The sequence below is a fragment of the Serratia sp. CY47280 genome, from assembly GCF_052168655.1.
In the GTDB taxonomy this organism is placed as follows: domain Bacteria; phylum Pseudomonadota; class Gammaproteobacteria; order Enterobacterales; family Enterobacteriaceae; genus Serratia; species Serratia bockelmannii.
This window is the reverse complement of sequence record NZ_JBJNMG010000003.1, coordinates 509,003-522,916: the sequence shown is the minus strand read 5'-3', so window position 1 is coordinate 522,916 and position 13,914 is coordinate 509,003. Positions and strand designations below refer to the sequence as shown.

At 59.0% G+C, this 13,914-nt stretch carries 14 protein-coding genes and 1 tRNA gene; 8 read left to right on the top strand and 7 right to left on the bottom strand.

The genetic code is table 11. The annotated features are described in order from the left end of the window. Positions 1-287 precede the first annotated feature (287 nt). The 6 genes from ACJ8J4_RS16785 to aspA form a co-directional block, all read right to left on the bottom strand. A tRNA-Phe gene (locus ACJ8J4_RS16785) sits at positions 288-363 on the bottom strand. A 160-nt stretch (positions 364-523) separates the two neighbouring features. After that, the gene (gene dicD / locus ACJ8J4_RS16780; RefSeq protein WP_004929655.1) at positions 524-1,099 is read right to left on the bottom strand and encodes a division control transcriptional repressor DicD; all 576 of its coding nucleotides are present in this window, start codon (positions 1,097-1,099) and stop codon (positions 524-526) included. Positions 1,100-1,141: 42 nt separating this feature from the next. Then, a complete protein-coding gene (locus ACJ8J4_RS16775) occupies positions 1,142-2,851 on the bottom strand; it encodes a protein-disulfide reductase DsbD (RefSeq protein ID WP_197836450.1) in 1,710 nt (569 codons plus the stop codon). Continuing rightward, the gene (gene cutA, locus ACJ8J4_RS16770; protein WP_004929657.1) at positions 2,827-3,150 is read right to left on the bottom strand and encodes a divalent cation tolerance protein CutA; all 324 of its coding nucleotides are present in this window, start codon (positions 3,148-3,150) and stop codon (positions 2,827-2,829) included. The genes ACJ8J4_RS16775 and cutA overlap by 25 nt, the downstream gene beginning before the upstream one ends. A 109-nt stretch (positions 3,151-3,259) precedes the next feature. Then, the gene (locus ACJ8J4_RS16765; protein ID WP_197836449.1) at positions 3,260-4,561 is read right to left on the bottom strand and encodes an anaerobic C4-dicarboxylate transporter; all 1,302 of its coding nucleotides are present in this window, start codon (positions 4,559-4,561) and stop codon (positions 3,260-3,262) included. A gap of 125 nt (positions 4,562-4,686) precedes the next feature. Beyond that, entirely contained in the window at positions 4,687-6,123 is a 1,437-nt protein-coding gene (gene aspA, locus ACJ8J4_RS16760; protein ID WP_004929659.1) for an aspartate ammonia-lyase, read from the bottom strand. Positions 6,124-6,492: 369 nt separating this feature from the next. On the opposite strand from aspA, the gene ACJ8J4_RS16755 reads away from it, so the two are divergent. The 5 genes from ACJ8J4_RS16755 to ACJ8J4_RS16735 all read left to right on the top strand — a co-directional run bounded on the left by ACJ8J4_RS16755 (position 6,493) and on the right by ACJ8J4_RS16735 (position 11,654). Further along, entirely contained in the window at positions 6,493-6,981 is a 489-nt protein-coding gene (locus tag ACJ8J4_RS16755; protein WP_004929660.1) for an FxsA family protein, read from the top strand. Between the two features lie 189 nt (positions 6,982-7,170). After that, complete coding sequence (locus tag ACJ8J4_RS16750; protein ID WP_004929661.1) at positions 7,171-7,464, top strand: co-chaperone GroES; 294 nt, start codon at positions 7,171-7,173, stop codon at positions 7,462-7,464. Positions 7,465-7,508: 44 nt separating this feature from the next. Next, positions 7,509-9,155, top strand: coding sequence for a chaperonin GroEL (groL, locus tag ACJ8J4_RS16745; protein ID WP_025305005.1), 1,647 nt, complete (start codon positions 7,509-7,511; stop codon positions 9,153-9,155). Between the two features lie 225 nt (positions 9,156-9,380). Next, positions 9,381-11,006: a methyl-accepting chemotaxis protein gene (locus ACJ8J4_RS16740; protein WP_193403068.1), complete on the top strand. Its 1,626-nt coding sequence runs from the start codon at positions 9,381-9,383 to the stop codon at positions 11,004-11,006. Between the two features lie 303 nt (positions 11,007-11,309). Next, a complete protein-coding gene (locus ACJ8J4_RS16735; RefSeq protein WP_025305007.1) occupies positions 11,310-11,654 on the top strand; it encodes a DUF4156 domain-containing protein in 345 nt (114 codons plus the stop codon). Positions 11,655-11,738: 84 nt separating this feature from the next. Here ACJ8J4_RS16735 and epmB read toward each other — a convergent pair whose 3' ends face one another. After that, entirely contained in the window at positions 11,739-12,767 is a 1,029-nt protein-coding gene (epmB, locus tag ACJ8J4_RS16730) for an EF-P beta-lysylation protein EpmB (RefSeq protein ID WP_264383777.1), read from the bottom strand. A gap of 42 nt (positions 12,768-12,809) precedes the next feature. Here epmB and efp point away from each other — a divergent pair, with 42 nt between their 5' ends. The 3 genes from efp (at position 12,810) to ACJ8J4_RS16715 (ending at position 13,831) form a co-directional block, all read left to right on the top strand. Further along, positions 12,810-13,376: an elongation factor P gene (efp, locus tag ACJ8J4_RS16725; protein WP_004929666.1), complete on the top strand. Its 567-nt coding sequence runs from the start codon at positions 12,810-12,812 to the stop codon at positions 13,374-13,376. 70 nt (positions 13,377-13,446) lie between these two features. Beyond that, entirely contained in the window at positions 13,447-13,578 is a 132-nt protein-coding gene (locus ACJ8J4_RS16720) for an entericidin A/B family lipoprotein (protein ID WP_004929667.1), read from the top strand. A gap of 121 nt (positions 13,579-13,699) precedes the next feature. After that, positions 13,700-13,831, top strand: coding sequence for an entericidin A/B family lipoprotein (locus ACJ8J4_RS16715; protein ID WP_004929668.1), 132 nt, complete (start codon positions 13,700-13,702; stop codon positions 13,829-13,831). Positions 13,832-13,914 lie beyond the last annotated feature (83 nt).

Below are 13,914 nucleotides of genomic sequence, written 5' to 3'. Positions count from 1 at the left end.
ACGCATTGTATGACGTAGCGTTTTTTACCAGAGAGTAAGTATCCGCCTCAACGAAATTAGGCATTGCTCGCCTGGCACCGCCACTTTCATGCCTAATACCGAGAATGCGGCAATTCGCTTACCCTTGGAGCCAACGTTTTTGGGGGATACAAGTAGAGAAGGGAGCATTCGCCTATGCCGCTGGCCCGCAGTGTAAGCTCCTTTGGCCGAATAATCGAACGCAGTTCGATGGAGAGTCCTGTTCCTGAAAAGCAAAAACCCAGCCATAGGCTGGGTTCTCTAAATAGTGGTGCCCGGACTCGGAATCGAACCAAGGACACGGGGATTTTCAATCCCCTGCTCTACCGACTGAGCTATCCGGGCAACGCGCAGCATTAAACCGTATTGGCCGAAAGCCGTCAACGGCTTTATGCGTTAAAGACGTTAAAATACCTCCGGTTGCTGGCTTTTCAGGCAAAGGGCGCAAAAAATGCGCCTGTTCTGGCTATCACCTTGGGTTGGCTGTGCCGCCAACCCTGCCGATTCAGCTCAACGCCCCGTTGCGGCGGCACTGCGCCACCTGCAAGATGTCTTCCGCCAGCCGTTTGGCGACCGATACGTCCTGGAGCTGGCGTTTTACCAGCAGTTTGCTCAGGCAGCCTTCCTGAATCAGCTCCATTTGCTGTGCCACCATGTCGGCGTCGTCGGCGTCCATGTCGCGCAGCAGTTCGCGGGTCAGCTCCAGTGAGGTCAGCTTTTGCTGCTCCGCCAGTTGGTGGATCGGATGATCCGTTTCCGGGAAGAAGCTGCAGGCGGCGATAAACAGGCAGCCGGGGTAGCGGTCTTGCTGCACGTATTCCGCCAGCACGTCATAGCGCGCCAGCAGCTTTTGCTGCGGGCTCAGGCTCTCGTCCAGCAGCAGCTGGCGGCGCCAGGTGTCGATCTGTTGGCCGTGGTAGCGCAGGCAGTCGTACAGCAGCGCTTCGCGATCAGGCCAGAACCGCTTGAGATCGCCGGGCTGAACGTCGAGTTTTTCCGCCAGCATCTCTAATGTGGCGGTCGCCAGGCCCTGTTGTTCCAACAGGCCCAGCGCGGTATCAAGGACGTGTTCACGTTGCACTTGTGCTTCCTCCTCTTCGGTTCAGAACCTCAGTGTTATTTATCACATCACTTTCTGCAAATGCGCGTTGAAGGCTTCCGCCTTCATAAAACCGGTGACCCGCTGTGCTGTCAGTTCCTGGCCCGCCGGATCGAAGAACAGGATCGTCGGCAGCCCCAGCGCCTGCAGGTGCTTCAGCAGCGCCGCCTGTTCCGCGCTGTTAGCGGTCACATCCGCCTGCAGCAGCACCGCGTTGGCCAGGCTCGCCTGCACCGCGGCGTCGCTGAAGGTGTATTTCTCGAACTCTTTGCAAGCTACGCACCAGTCGGCGTACAGGTCCAGCATCACCGGTTTGCCCCGCGCCTGTTGCAGCGCGAGATCGAGCTGTTCGACGTTGTTGATGCGGGTAAAGGCCAGATGCGGTTGAGCCGCCTGCTGCGCCTGGTCGGTGCCGAAAGCCCAGTCCTGCAGCGGCCGCGCGGCGATCACCGCCGCCGCCAGCAGCAGCAGTTGCAGAGCGCGCGTCCAGCCGCGTGTGCTTCTCAGGCTCAGGGCGAAGGCCCAGCTGAAGAACGCCAGGCCGAGCAGGCTCCACAAGCGCATGCCCCACAGGTCGCCGATCACCCGCTCCAGCAGGAACACCGGGAGCGCCAGAATGACGAAGCCGAAGGCCTCTTTCACGTACTGCATCCACGGGCCGCTGCGCGGCAGCAGGCGGTTGCCGAACAGGGTGACGATCACCAGCGGAATGCCCATCCCCAGCGCGTACAGGTACAACGTACCGCCGCCGGCCCACAGATTACCGCTCTGGGCGATATACAGCAGGATGGCGCTGAGCGGCGCGGTGGTGCAGGGGGAACAAATCAGCCCGGCCAGGGCGCCCATCAGGAACACGCCGGTCAGTGAGCCGCCGCGCTGGGTGTTGCTCCAGTTTGCCAGCCGGGTTTGCAGCGCTGAGGGCAACTGCAGGGAATAGAGGCCGAACATCGACAGCGCCAGCGCGATGAACAGCACCGACAGGCCAATCAGGACGTAAGGATGCTGCAGCGCCGCCTGGAACTGCAATCCGGCGGCGGCCACCACCAAGCCCAGCAGGGTGTAGGTGAGCGCCATGCCCTGCACGTAAACCACCGCCAGCGCCAGAATGCGGCCGCTGCTTTGCGGCCGGTCGCGGCCGAGGATGATGCCGGAGATCAGCGGGTACATCGGCAGTACGCACGGGGTGAAGGCGATACCGATGCCGATCAGCAATGCCCACAGCGGCGAGAACGGCAGGCTGGCCGGTGTGGCGGGGGCTTCAGCCGGCGCAGAGGCCGAGAGCGGCGCGGCTGCGCTGACCGCGTCCAGCGGGATGGTTCGGGTTTCCGGCGGATAGCAGAAGCCGGCCTCGGCACAGCCCTGATAGGTGACGCTGAGGCTGGCGTTGGCCGCCGCCTGTTGCAGCGGCACCTGCAGATTCAGCTGCTGTTTGAAAATCGCCACTTCGCCGAAGAATTCATCCTTGTGGCTCAGTCCTTCGGGCAGGGTAAACGCGCCGAGCGTCGCCTGCTGCGGCACCAGTTTGATCTGCTGACGATACAGGTAGTAGCCGGGGCGGATCTGCCAGTTCAGCGTTACCTGGTTGCCTTGCTGTTTGAAATCGAAAGTGAAGGCCTGATCGACAGGCACGAACTGGCTGCCGCCCTTCGGCGCGAACAGCGAAGCCTGTGCCGCCTGCGGCAGGAAGCACAGGCTGCACAGCAGCAACATCAGTTTAAGGAAGCGTTGATCCATAACAGGTAGTCTTTATCTCCGGCCATCACCGGCAAGACCAGCAGCTCGGGCGTCTGGTAAGGGTGATGTTGTTTCAGGGTGTCGAGCAGGGCTTGCTGACGGCGGCGATCGCTTTTGAACAGCATCTGCACTTCGTATTCCTGTTCCAGTTTCCCTTCCCAGTAATACAGCGAGGTGGCGCCGGGCAGCAGCGTGGCGCAGGCCGCCAGCTTATCGCCCAAGACCCGCGCCGCCAGTTCCTGGGCGCTGGCTTCATCGGGTGCGGTACAGAGTATGACGACAGCTTCGCAATCAGACATCTTCAGCCCTCTCATCGGTTTGAATGGGCACTATACCCTGAAGGCGGATTGGCTAGAAGGCGAGTTTATCGCCAGAAGGAAAACCGGGGCCGCAGCCCCGGTCTAAGCCTTACAGCATGACGCTGCCGAGCAGGAAGCCGAATACCACCGCGAAGATCACGCCCATGGTGCCGGGAATGAAGAACGGATGGTTGAACACGAAGCGGCCGATGCGCGTGGTGCCGGTATCGTCCATCTGCACCGCGGCGACCAGCGTCGGGTAGGTCGGCAGGATGAACAGGCCGGAAACGGCGGCGAAGGAGGCGACGGCGGTCAGCGGCGACACGTTCAGCGCCAGCGCCATCGGCATCAGCGCCTTGGCGGTGGCGGCCTGCGAGTACAGCAGCGCCGAGCAGAAGAAGAAGATCACCGCCAGCAGCCACGGGTGCGCCTGAATGACGCTGCCGGCCGTCTCTTTGATCCAGTCGATGTTGGCTTGCACGAAGGTGTCGCCCAGCCAGGCGACGCCGAGGATACAGATACAGGCGCTCATGCCGGCCTTGAAGGTGCTGGAGTTCAGCACCATGTCGGTGTCGACGCGGCACAGCAGGGTGGTCAGCGTGGCGACGCTCAGCATGATGACCAGGATGGCGTTGGTGGTGTTCATCAGCGGCTTGGCCACCAGGCCCAGGCCCGGGCTGTTGATGATGGCGTAGGCGACCACGCACAGCACGCCCAGCAGGAACAGCAGCACCGAGGTTTTGGCGCGCGGTTTGATCGCCAGCGCGTTGTTGCCGCGCAGGGTGATCAGGCCTTCTTCCAGGCGTTTCAGGTACACCGGATCGTTAGACAGCTTGGAGTCGAACAGCCAGGTCACCAGCAGCGACATCACCAGCACGGCGCAGAAGGTGGATGGGATCACCACCATCAACAGGTGCAGGTAGCTGACGCCGTGGCCTTCCATCACCGAAGACATGTACACCACCGCGGCGGAGATCGGCGAGGCGGTGATGGCGATCTGGGCGGAGACGACGGCGGTCGACAGCGGGCGGCAAGGCTTGATGCCCTGCTCTTTCGCCACCTCGGCGATCACCGGCAGCGCCGAGAGCGAGATGTTGCCGGTGCCGGCGAAGATGGTCAGGAAGTAAGTGACGATAGGGGCGAGAATGGTGATGTGTTTGGGGTTCTTGCGCAGCAGTTTTTCGGTCTGCTGCACCAGATAGTCCATCCCCCCGGCGACCTGCATCGCGGAGATCGCCGCGATCACCGCCATGATGATGGAAATCACGTCGAAGGGAATGCTGCCTGGCTTGACGCCGATCAGCGCCAGGACCAGAACGCCCAACCCCCCCGCGAACCCGATACCGATACCGCCCAACCTGGCCCCTAAAAAGATGGCCAGCAGAACGATAACCAATTCTACGGCTAGCATAGTGTTTACTCCTTAAAATGAGAGAAATTGAAAATCAAACGTTAAAATTTTGTGGGCGCCGGAAAGTAAAAAGGCACGCTATCCAGAGGATTTAGCGTGCCTTTCAGGGCTACCGGGTAGGTCTGTTATTGTTCATTTTCATCCGTATAGCGTTTAGCTTTATAAGCCGGGTGCATCAGGTTCTCCACGGAGAAGATGTCATCCAGCTCGGCTTCGGTCAGCAGGCCGCGTTCCAGCACCACTTCGCGCACGCTCTTGCCGGTTTCGGCGCAGATCTTCCCGACGATGTCACCGTTGTGGTGGCCAATGAACGGGTTCAGATAGGTGACGATACCGATCGAGTTGAAGACGTAGTGTTCGCAGACTTCTTTATTCGCGGTGATGCCGTTAATGCATTTTTCCAGCAGGTTGTAGCAGGCGTTGGTCAGGATGTGGATCGACTCGAACATCGCCTGGCCGATCACCGGCTCCATCACGTTCAGCTGCAGCTGGCCCGCTTCGGCCGCCATGGTAACGCAAGTGTCGTTGCCAATCACCTTGAAACACACCTGATTGACCACTTCCGGCACCACCGGGTTCACTTTGGCCGGCATGATGGACGACCCCGCCTGCAGCTCCGGCAGGTTGATTTCGTTCAGGCCGGCGCGCGGGCCGGAGGAGAGCAGGCGCAGGTCGTTACAGATTTTGGACAGTTTCACCGCCAGGCGTTTGAGTGCGCTGTGCACCATCACGTAGGCGCCGCAGTCGGAGGTGGCTTCGATCAGGTCTTCCGCCGGTACCACCGGCAGGCCGCTGACTTCCGCCAGTTTTTGCACCGCCAGCGGCTGATAGCCTTCCGGGGTGTTGAGCGCGGTGCCGATGGCGGTGGCGCCCAGGTTAACTTCCAGCAGCAGCTCCGCGGTGCGGTGCAGGTTGCGGGTCTCTTCGTTCAGCAGCACGCTGAAGGCGTGGAATTCCTGGCCGAGGGTCATCGGCACTGCGTCCTGCAGCTGGGTGCGGCCCATTTTCAGGATGGTTTCGAACTCTTTCGCCTTGCGATCGAAGCCTTCACGCAGCTGGTTGATGGCGTCGATCAGTTTCTGGTTGGAGGCGTACACCGCGATGCGGAACCCGGTCGGGTAGGCGTCGTTGGTGGACTGGCACTTATTGAGGTGATCGTTCGGGTTCAGGTACTGGTATTCGCCTTTTTGATGGCCCATCAGCTCCAGGCCGATGTTCGCCAGCACTTCGTTGGTGTTCATGTTCAGCGAGGTGCCTGCGCCGCCCTGGAACACGTCCACCGGGAACTGATCCATGCACTTGCCTTTATCCAGCACCTCGTCGCAGGCCTGGATGATCACGTCGGCGATTTTGCGTGGGATGGTTTTGAGTTCTTTGTTGGCCATCGCCGCGGCCTTTTTCACCATCACCATGCCGCGAACGAACTCGGGGACATCGCTGATTTTGCTGTTGCTGATGTAGAAGTTTTCAATCGCACGCAGAGTGTGAACTCCGTAGTAAGCGTCTGCGGGGACTTCACGTGTTCCTAACAGGTCTTCTTCGATACGAATGTTGTTTGACATGAGAACCTTCTCTATGTGTTGCTGCCGAATTAATAATTTGTCAGGTCAAGGCTAGTAAGGGCACAGCCTAAATTAATGTTGCCGAAGGCTTGGGGCGTGAAACGATTAACCAAATCGCCCGTTGCTGCCCAGATCATATGCTGGTTGATAAGAAATGACTGAATCCAGATCACCTTATGGTGTTTAAGGATATGCCCTTTTCCGGTTCTGTGACTTCTTTCACGTTTGTGAACTTTAGCAATAAAAACCGGCTCTCGGTTGAAATGGTGGGGGGATGCCCTCATTGTAATGGTGTCGGCCGTTTACGGCCTCTTTTTTCGCGCCGTCGCCCCGTGGCGGCCGTGCCTTACCTACCGATAGGAGAACCAGGTGCGCTGGTTACCGCTACTGCTGATATTTCTGCTGGCTTACATAGAAATATCCATCTTTATCAAAGTCGCCGCCGTGCTCGGCGTGGCTGTCACCCTGCTGTTGGTGGTGTTCAGCTCCTGCGTCGGCATTTCGCTGGTGCGCAATCAGGGCATGAAAACCTTCGTGCAGATGCAGCAAAAACTGGCGGCCGGCGAAAGCCCGGCGGCGGAAATGGTGAAAAGCGTTTCGCTGGTGCTGGCGGGCTTCCTGCTGCTGATACCGGGCTTCTTCACCGATTTCCTCGGCCTGTTGCTGCTGCTGCCGCCGGTGCAAAAATCGCTGACGCTGAAGCTGATGCCGCACCTGTCGGTGTATCGCCCCGGCGGTTGGACGGGCGGCGACGCCGCCAACGGCAATACCTTCGACGGCGAATTCCAGCGCAAGGACGACGAACGCCCGGTGCTGGAACACCGCCCGGACGAGGATCGCAAACCTCACGATCGTTAAGCAAACGCGGCTCAGGCCGCGTTTTTCATCTCTGCGGCACTTGTCGGACCGAAAATGCGAAATTTTTTTTGTTCGCCCCCTTGAAGGGGGCCGGAACGCCCCCATCTCAAATGCCACGAGGCCGGTAATAACAACCATCCGGTGTACAACCCTAAATCTGATAGAGACCTTCTTACAGGAGAGCGTTCAATGAGTATTCGTCCATTGCATGACCGCGTTATCGTCAAGCGCAAAGAAGTTGAATCAAAATCTGCTGGCGGCATCGTCCTGACTGGCTCTGCTGCGGGTAAATCCACTCGCGGTGAAGTGGTTGCAGTGGGTAAAGGGCGTGTGCTGGAAAACGGCAACATCCAACCGCTGGATGTGAAAGTTGGCGATATCGTGATTTTCAACGACGGCTACGGCGTGAAAGCAGAGAAGATCGACAATGAAGAAGTGTTGATCATGTCCGAAAGCGACATTCTGGCAATTGTTGAAGCGTAATTGCGCTTTATCTTCTGAACTGAACGAGTTGAAGGGAAATACCAATGGCAGCTAAAGACGTAAAATTCGGCAATGACGCTCGCGTGAAAATGCTCCGCGGCGTGAATGTTCTCGCTGATGCAGTAAAAGTGACCCTGGGCCCGAAAGGCCGCAACGTAGTGCTGGATAAATCTTTCGGCGCACCGACCATCACCAAAGACGGCGTTTCCGTTGCGCGTGAAATCGAACTGGAAGACAAGTTCGAGAACATGGGCGCACAGATGGTGAAAGAAGTGGCCTCCAAAGCGAACGACGCGGCGGGCGACGGCACCACCACTGCAACCGTACTGGCTCAATCCATCATCACCGAAGGCCTGAAAGCGGTTGCTGCAGGCATGAACCCAATGGATCTGAAGCGCGGCATCGACAAAGCGGTTGTCGCTGCGGTTGAAGAACTGAAAAAACTGTCCGTACCTTGCTCCGATTCCAAAGCTATCGCTCAGGTCGGCACCATCTCCGCCAACTCCGACGAAACCGTGGGTAAACTGATCGCGGAAGCGATGGAGAAAGTGGGCAAAGAAGGCGTTATCACCGTTGAAGAAGGCACCGGCCTGCAAGACGAGCTGGACGTGGTTGAAGGTATGCAGTTCGACCGCGGTTACCTGTCTCCATACTTCATCAACAAGCCGGAAACCGGTTCTGTTGAGCTGGAAAGCCCGTTCATCCTGCTGGCCGACAAGAAGATCTCCAACATCCGCGAAATGCTGCCGGTGCTGGAAGCCGTTGCCAAAGCAGGCAAACCGCTGCTGATCATCGCTGAAGACGTAGAAGGCGAAGCGCTGGCGACCCTGGTGGTCAACACCATGCGCGGCATCGTGAAAGTGGCTGCCGTTAAGGCACCTGGCTTCGGCGACCGTCGTAAAGCCATGCTGCAGGACATCGCGACCCTGACTGCCGGTACCGTTATCTCTGAAGAGATCGGTCTGGAGCTGGAAAAAGCCACTCTGGAAGACCTGGGTCAGGCAAAACGCGTTGTGATCAACAAAGACACCACCATCATCATCGATGGCGTGGGCGACGAAGCGACCATCCAGGGCCGCGTTGCTCAAATTCGTCAGCAGATCGAAGAAGCGACCTCTGACTACGATCGTGAAAAACTGCAGGAGCGCGTAGCGAAACTGGCCGGCGGCGTTGCCGTTATCAAGGTTGGCGCAGCCACTGAAGTTGAAATGAAAGAGAAGAAAGCCCGCGTTGAAGACGCCCTGCACGCAACCCGCGCCGCAGTGGAAGAAGGCGTGGTTGCCGGCGGCGGCGTCGCGCTGATCCGCGTTGCAGGCAAAATCGCCTCGCTGAAAGGCGACAACGAAGACCAGAACGTGGGTATCAAAGTTGCGCTGCGCGCAATGGAAGCCCCTCTGCGTCAGATCGTGGTCAACGCCGGTGAAGAAGCTTCCGTTATCGCCAACCAGGTGAAAGCGGGCGAAGGCAGCTACGGCTACAACGCTTACTCTGAAGAATACGGCGACATGATCGCGATGGGTATCCTGGATCCAACCAAAGTGACCCGTTCTGCTCTGCAGTACGCGGCTTCCGTGGCTGGCCTGATGATCACCACCGAATGCATGGTCACCGACCTGCCGAAGGCTGACGCACCGGATCTGGGCGCAGCAGGCGGCATGGGTGGCATGGGCGGCATGGGCGGCATGATGTAATCATCCCCCACACGCTTGTGTGCTGAGAACCCCGGTCAACTGACCGGGGTTTTTTTTAGCTTAAAAATCAATTAAAAGGATGTTTTGTTAGCTTGTTATTAGTTTGGTGAATGAATAATTGCATTATTTTGTTTTTACCCTAAACCGTTGTCGTTTCGTACCGATATAGCCCCTACCAGGCGGGGAATTTCCCCTCGCCGGTGTGACTGTCAACGGAGACGACTTATGCTGAAAAATATGAAAATAGCCACCTGGCTGATGATGATGCTGTTGCTGCTGGGCTTGATGCCCATGGGAACTGGCGCCATTGCCTTCTATTTCATGCAGCAAAACGGCCACAGTATCGACAGGATGAGCACCTTCTCCGACGAGGAAGCGGCGCTGAACCGCAGTTGGCGTGCTTTGCTGCAAACGCAGACGCTGATCGACAACATGGCGTTCGAGCGCTGGGCGCAGACCAGCAGAGCCGATATTCAGCAGGGTATCGATGAGGCGCGAGGTGAGCTGCGCAGCGCCGACGTCGCTTTCAACCTGTTTTGGGAGACGCCGGGCCTGACGGTATCGCGCCCGGATCTGGGCGAGGCGATGAAAAAGGTCTACCTGGCGCAGCAGGCGGTGCTGAAGCAAGAACTGACGCTGTTGGCCGACACGCCACAGGCGGCGCTGATCGAGCGGCTGCACGCCATGGCGGCAGAGAAGCGCCAGGTGCGCCAGCGGCTGGATAACCAGTTTGCCGACTACATGCGGGCCACGGTGGCCGCCCACCGTCTGGCAGTGGAAGAGGCGGAGCAGACCCAAAAAGTCTTCGCCCGCCTGCTGAGCGGCACCCTGGCAGCGATCCTGTTGCTTCTGGTCGCCGTGCAGCGTGATTTCCGCCGGCGCTTGATTCTGCCGCTGCGCCAGATCGCCGAACACTTGCAAAAGGTTGGGCGCGGCGATCTACGCAGCGAGATCGCGGTACGCAACAACAATGAGATCGGCATGCTGTTCGCCAGCCTACGGACGATGCAGCAGGAGCTGAGTGCGACCGTGCAGCAGGTGCGTGACGGTGTGGAGTCGATCAACCACGGTACGCACGAGATCGCCGTCGGCAACGCCGATCTCTCCAGCCGCACCGAAGAACAAGCCAGCGCGCTGACGGAAACCGCCGCCAGCATGGAGCAGATTACCGCCACGGTGCGGCAAAACGCCGATAACGCCACTCAGGCCGCCGGCATGGTCAATCAGACCGCCGGCATTGCCCGCAACGGCGAAACGCTGATGGCCAGCGCGATCGACAAGATGCGGGCGATCAACGACAGCGCGCGTCAGGTGGGGGATATTACCAGCGTGATCGACGGCATCGCCTTCCAGACCAACATTCTGGCTCTGAACGCCGCCGTCGAGGCCGCACGTGCCGGGGAGCAGGGGCGGGGTTTTGCGGTGGTAGCCGGCGAAGTGCGCAATCTGGCGCAGCGCTGCGCGACTTCGGCCAAGGAGATCAGCGGTCTGGTCGACGGCGTAACCGGCGATATCGCCGCCGGCGTGCGGCTGGTGGAACAGGCGGGCGAGACGATGAATGCCATCGTCGGCTCGGTGAACCAGGTGACGTCGCTGATGGATAACATCTCCTATGCGTCGGAAGAGCAAAGCAAAGGCGTCGAGCAGGTCGGGGTGGCGGTGACCCAGATGGATCAGGTGACCCAGCAGAACGCCGCGCTGGTGGAGGAGGTGGCGACCACCGCCGTCGGCGTGGAGGAACAGGCGGCCCTGCTGGCGCAGGCGGTGGCGGTATTCAAACTGGCGGAGGGGGAACCGCGCCAGGGCGACGTGGAGGCGCAGGCATCGGCGGCCGTTGCCGGTTGGGTATAACGCCGCCGCACTGTATTTGATGATATTTTTGCCGCCCGGGGCGATTTAGCTGGTAAACTGGTAAGTCATCAGCTGTCGCTCAAGACGTTGGCCCGCTCGCGCGGCAACGGATGCTTAAGAGATGGCATCGCTTTCTGATATACCCTATGAATTTCAAGTTGTAGCTAGGCGGCCAGCTCGTGAGTCCCCAGGCGCTTACTTGAGTAAGTAACTGGGGTGAGCGAGTGCAGTCAACAACGCTACAGCTTGAAAGGCGACGGGTAGAAGATTTTGCGTAATTCTCAACATCGAATGGGGAACAAGATGCGGATTAAAGCCTTACTGGGTCTTTCGGCAGCGATGCTGCTGGCGGGTTGCAGCACCACTCATGAACTGACCGCTGCGGGTCAGCAGATCAAGTTCACCGACAGCAAGCCGGCGGCGGAATGCCAGCTGCTGGGGGAAGTGACCGGCACCCAGAGCAACTGGCTGTCCGGCAACGGCGGTGAAGGCAGCTCCATGCGCGGTGCGGCCAACGATCTGCGCAACAAGGCAGCGGCGATGGGCGGCAACGTGATCTACGGCGCCAACAGCCCAAGCCAGAACCTGCTCTCCAGCTTCGCGCCGCTGGACAGCAAAATGGTCGGCCAGGTTTACAAGTGCCCGTAAGGCGCTGAGGCCAAACGCCGCACAGAGATAAAAAAAGAGGAATGCCACGGCATTCCTCTTTTTCGTTACGGCATTTGGCGCACGTCACTCCGGCATCAGGCGCAGGTCGATCGGCGTTTTGCTCGGTTCGCCGCCCACTTCACGCGTCAGGCGCGGCACCAGATAACCGGACACCTTGCTCAGCAGCGCCTGCATGATGACGCGCGCTTCATCGTCGCTGACCATGAAGTGCGCCGCGCCCTGCACCTTGTCCAGCACGTGGATGTAATAGGGCAGGATGCCGGCGTCGAACAGCGCGTTGCTGAGTGCCGCCAGCGTATCGGCATTGTCGTTGACGTCGCGCAGCAGCACGCTCTGGTTGAGCAGCGTGACGCCGGCGAGGCGCAGCTGGGCCATGGCGCTCTGCAGCTCGCGGTCGATTTCGTTGGCGTGGTTGATGTGCGTGACCATCAGCACCTGCAGGCGCGAGGCCGACAGCAGGCGGCACAGCGCTGGCGTAATGCGCGCCGGGATCACCACCGGCAAACGGGTGTGAATGCGCAGGCGTTTCAGGTGCGGGATGGCCTCCAGTTCGCCAACCAGCCATTCCAGCTCGCTGTCTTTGGCCATCAGCGGATCGCCGCCGGAAAAAATGATCTCGTCCAGTTCCGGGTGTTGGCGGATATAATCCAGTGCCTGCCGCCAGTTGTTCTTATTGCCCTGATTATCCTGATAGGGGAAGTGGCGACGGAAGCAGTAACGGCAGTTGACCGCACAGCCGCCCTTGACCAGCAGCAGCGCGCGATTGCGGTATTTGTGCAGCAGGCCCGGCACCACGCTGCGCTGTTCATCCAGCGGATCGGTGGTGAACCCTGGGGCGTTGATGAACTCCTCTCTGGCGGTCAGCACCTGGCGCAGCAGCGGGTCGTTGGCATCGCCGGGGCGCATGCGCGTAGCGAAGGTGCGCGGCACGCGCAGGGCAAACAGCCGGCGGGCATCGCGCCCCTGCGGCAGTTCCGGGTGCGTATTCAGTGACAAAAGCTGCAGTAATTCATCGGGATCGGTAATAACATCGGCGAGTTGATGCAACCAATCTTCTCTATGTGCCGTACTTTGGGTTATAATGTGTGCCATTTTTTTGGCTAAGCTACCAGTTCAAATATTCAGAGGGCCATCATGGCGACTTATTCTAGCAACGATTTCCGTCCGGGTCTTAAAATCATGTTCGAGGGCGAACCTTACGCCGTCGAAGCCAGTGAGTTCGTTAAGCCGGGCAAAGGCCAGGCGTTCGCGCGCGTGAAAATGCGTCGTCTGCTGACCGGCACCCGCGTGGAAAAAACCTTCAAGTCTACCGATTCTTGCGAAGGCGCAGACGTGATGGACACCAACATGAACTACCTGTACAGCGACGGTGAGTTCTACCACTTCATGCACCCTGAGTCTTTCGAACAGCATCAGGTTGACGGCAAAACCGTCGGCGACGCGGCCAAATGGCTGCAGGATAACGCAGAGTGCATCATCACCCTGTGGGATGGCCGTCCAATCGCCGTTCAGCCGCCGAACTTCATCGAAGCGGAAATCACCGATACCGATCCTGGCCTGAAAGGCGATACCGCAGGGACTGGCGGCAAGCCGGCTACCCTGAGCACCGGCGCCGTGGTGAAAGTGCCGTTGTTCGTCCAGATCGGCGAAGTGATCAAGGTTGACACTCGCTCTGGCGAATACGTCTCTCGCGTTAAATAAGTTTCAAAACAGAGGAACCCACGCGGTTCCTCTGTTTTATCCCATCCCCGTTCGTTGGCAGAAAATCCGCATGTTCAAGAAAACGCTGTTGGCCGTGCTCTCCCTGTTGTTCCTTTTCTCCCTCAGCAGTTGCAATACGTTTCGCGGTTTCGGCGAAGACGTTCAGCATCTCGGCGGCGCCATCTCCCGCACGGCCAGCTGATCCCCGTCTTTAACCCGATGTATTTGCGCCACAAAGCCGGTCACGATCCCACACCCTCCGTCAATTTTGACTACGCTTAGAAAGCCGTACTTTTTCATCAACGACAAATAAGGACTTTCTTATGCTGAAGAAAAGTATTATCGCGATCTTCTCTTTGATGATTTTGAGCTCGCTGACCGCCTGCAATACCACCCGCGGTGTGGGTGAAGACATTCAGGCCGGCGGCAAGGCTATTCAGCGCAGCGCGGAATAATCCGCATTCCACCCGGCGGCGTTCCGGCTGCGGAGAGCCGCCACATTTCTATCCCTTGCCTGAGCGTTAACGCTGCTGCTATC

Coding starts and splice junctions, on each gene's coding strand:
- epmB (WP_264383777.1), bottom strand. CDS start 12,767: ATGGCACACATTATAACCCAAAGTACGGCACATAGAGAAGATTGGTTG.
- ACJ8J4_RS16765 (WP_197836449.1), bottom strand. CDS start 4,561: ATGCTAGCCGTAGAATTGGTTATCGTTCTGCTGGCCATCTTTTTAGGG.
- cutA (WP_004929657.1), bottom strand. CDS start 3,150: ATGTCTGATTGCGAAGCTGTCGTCATACTCTGTACCGCACCCGATGAA.
- groL (WP_025305005.1), top strand. CDS start 7,509: ATGGCAGCTAAAGACGTAAAATTCGGCAATGACGCTCGCGTGAAAATG.
- aspA (WP_004929659.1), bottom strand. CDS start 6,123: ATGTCAAACAACATTCGTATCGAAGAAGACCTGTTAGGAACACGTGAA.
- ACJ8J4_RS16715 (WP_004929668.1), top strand. CDS start 13,700: ATGCTGAAGAAAAGTATTATCGCGATCTTCTCTTTGATGATTTTGAGC.
- efp (WP_004929666.1), top strand. CDS start 12,810: ATGGCGACTTATTCTAGCAACGATTTCCGTCCGGGTCTTAAAATCATG.
- ACJ8J4_RS16720 (WP_004929667.1), top strand. CDS start 13,447: ATGTTCAAGAAAACGCTGTTGGCCGTGCTCTCCCTGTTGTTCCTTTTC.
- ACJ8J4_RS16750 (WP_004929661.1), top strand. CDS start 7,171: ATGAGTATTCGTCCATTGCATGACCGCGTTATCGTCAAGCGCAAAGAA.
- ACJ8J4_RS16740 (WP_193403068.1), top strand. CDS start 9,381: ATGCTGAAAAATATGAAAATAGCCACCTGGCTGATGATGATGCTGTTG.
- ACJ8J4_RS16775 (WP_197836450.1), bottom strand. CDS start 2,851: ATGGATCAACGCTTCCTTAAACTGATGTTGCTGCTGTGCAGCCTGTGC.
- ACJ8J4_RS16735 (WP_025305007.1), top strand. CDS start 11,310: ATGCGGATTAAAGCCTTACTGGGTCTTTCGGCAGCGATGCTGCTGGCG.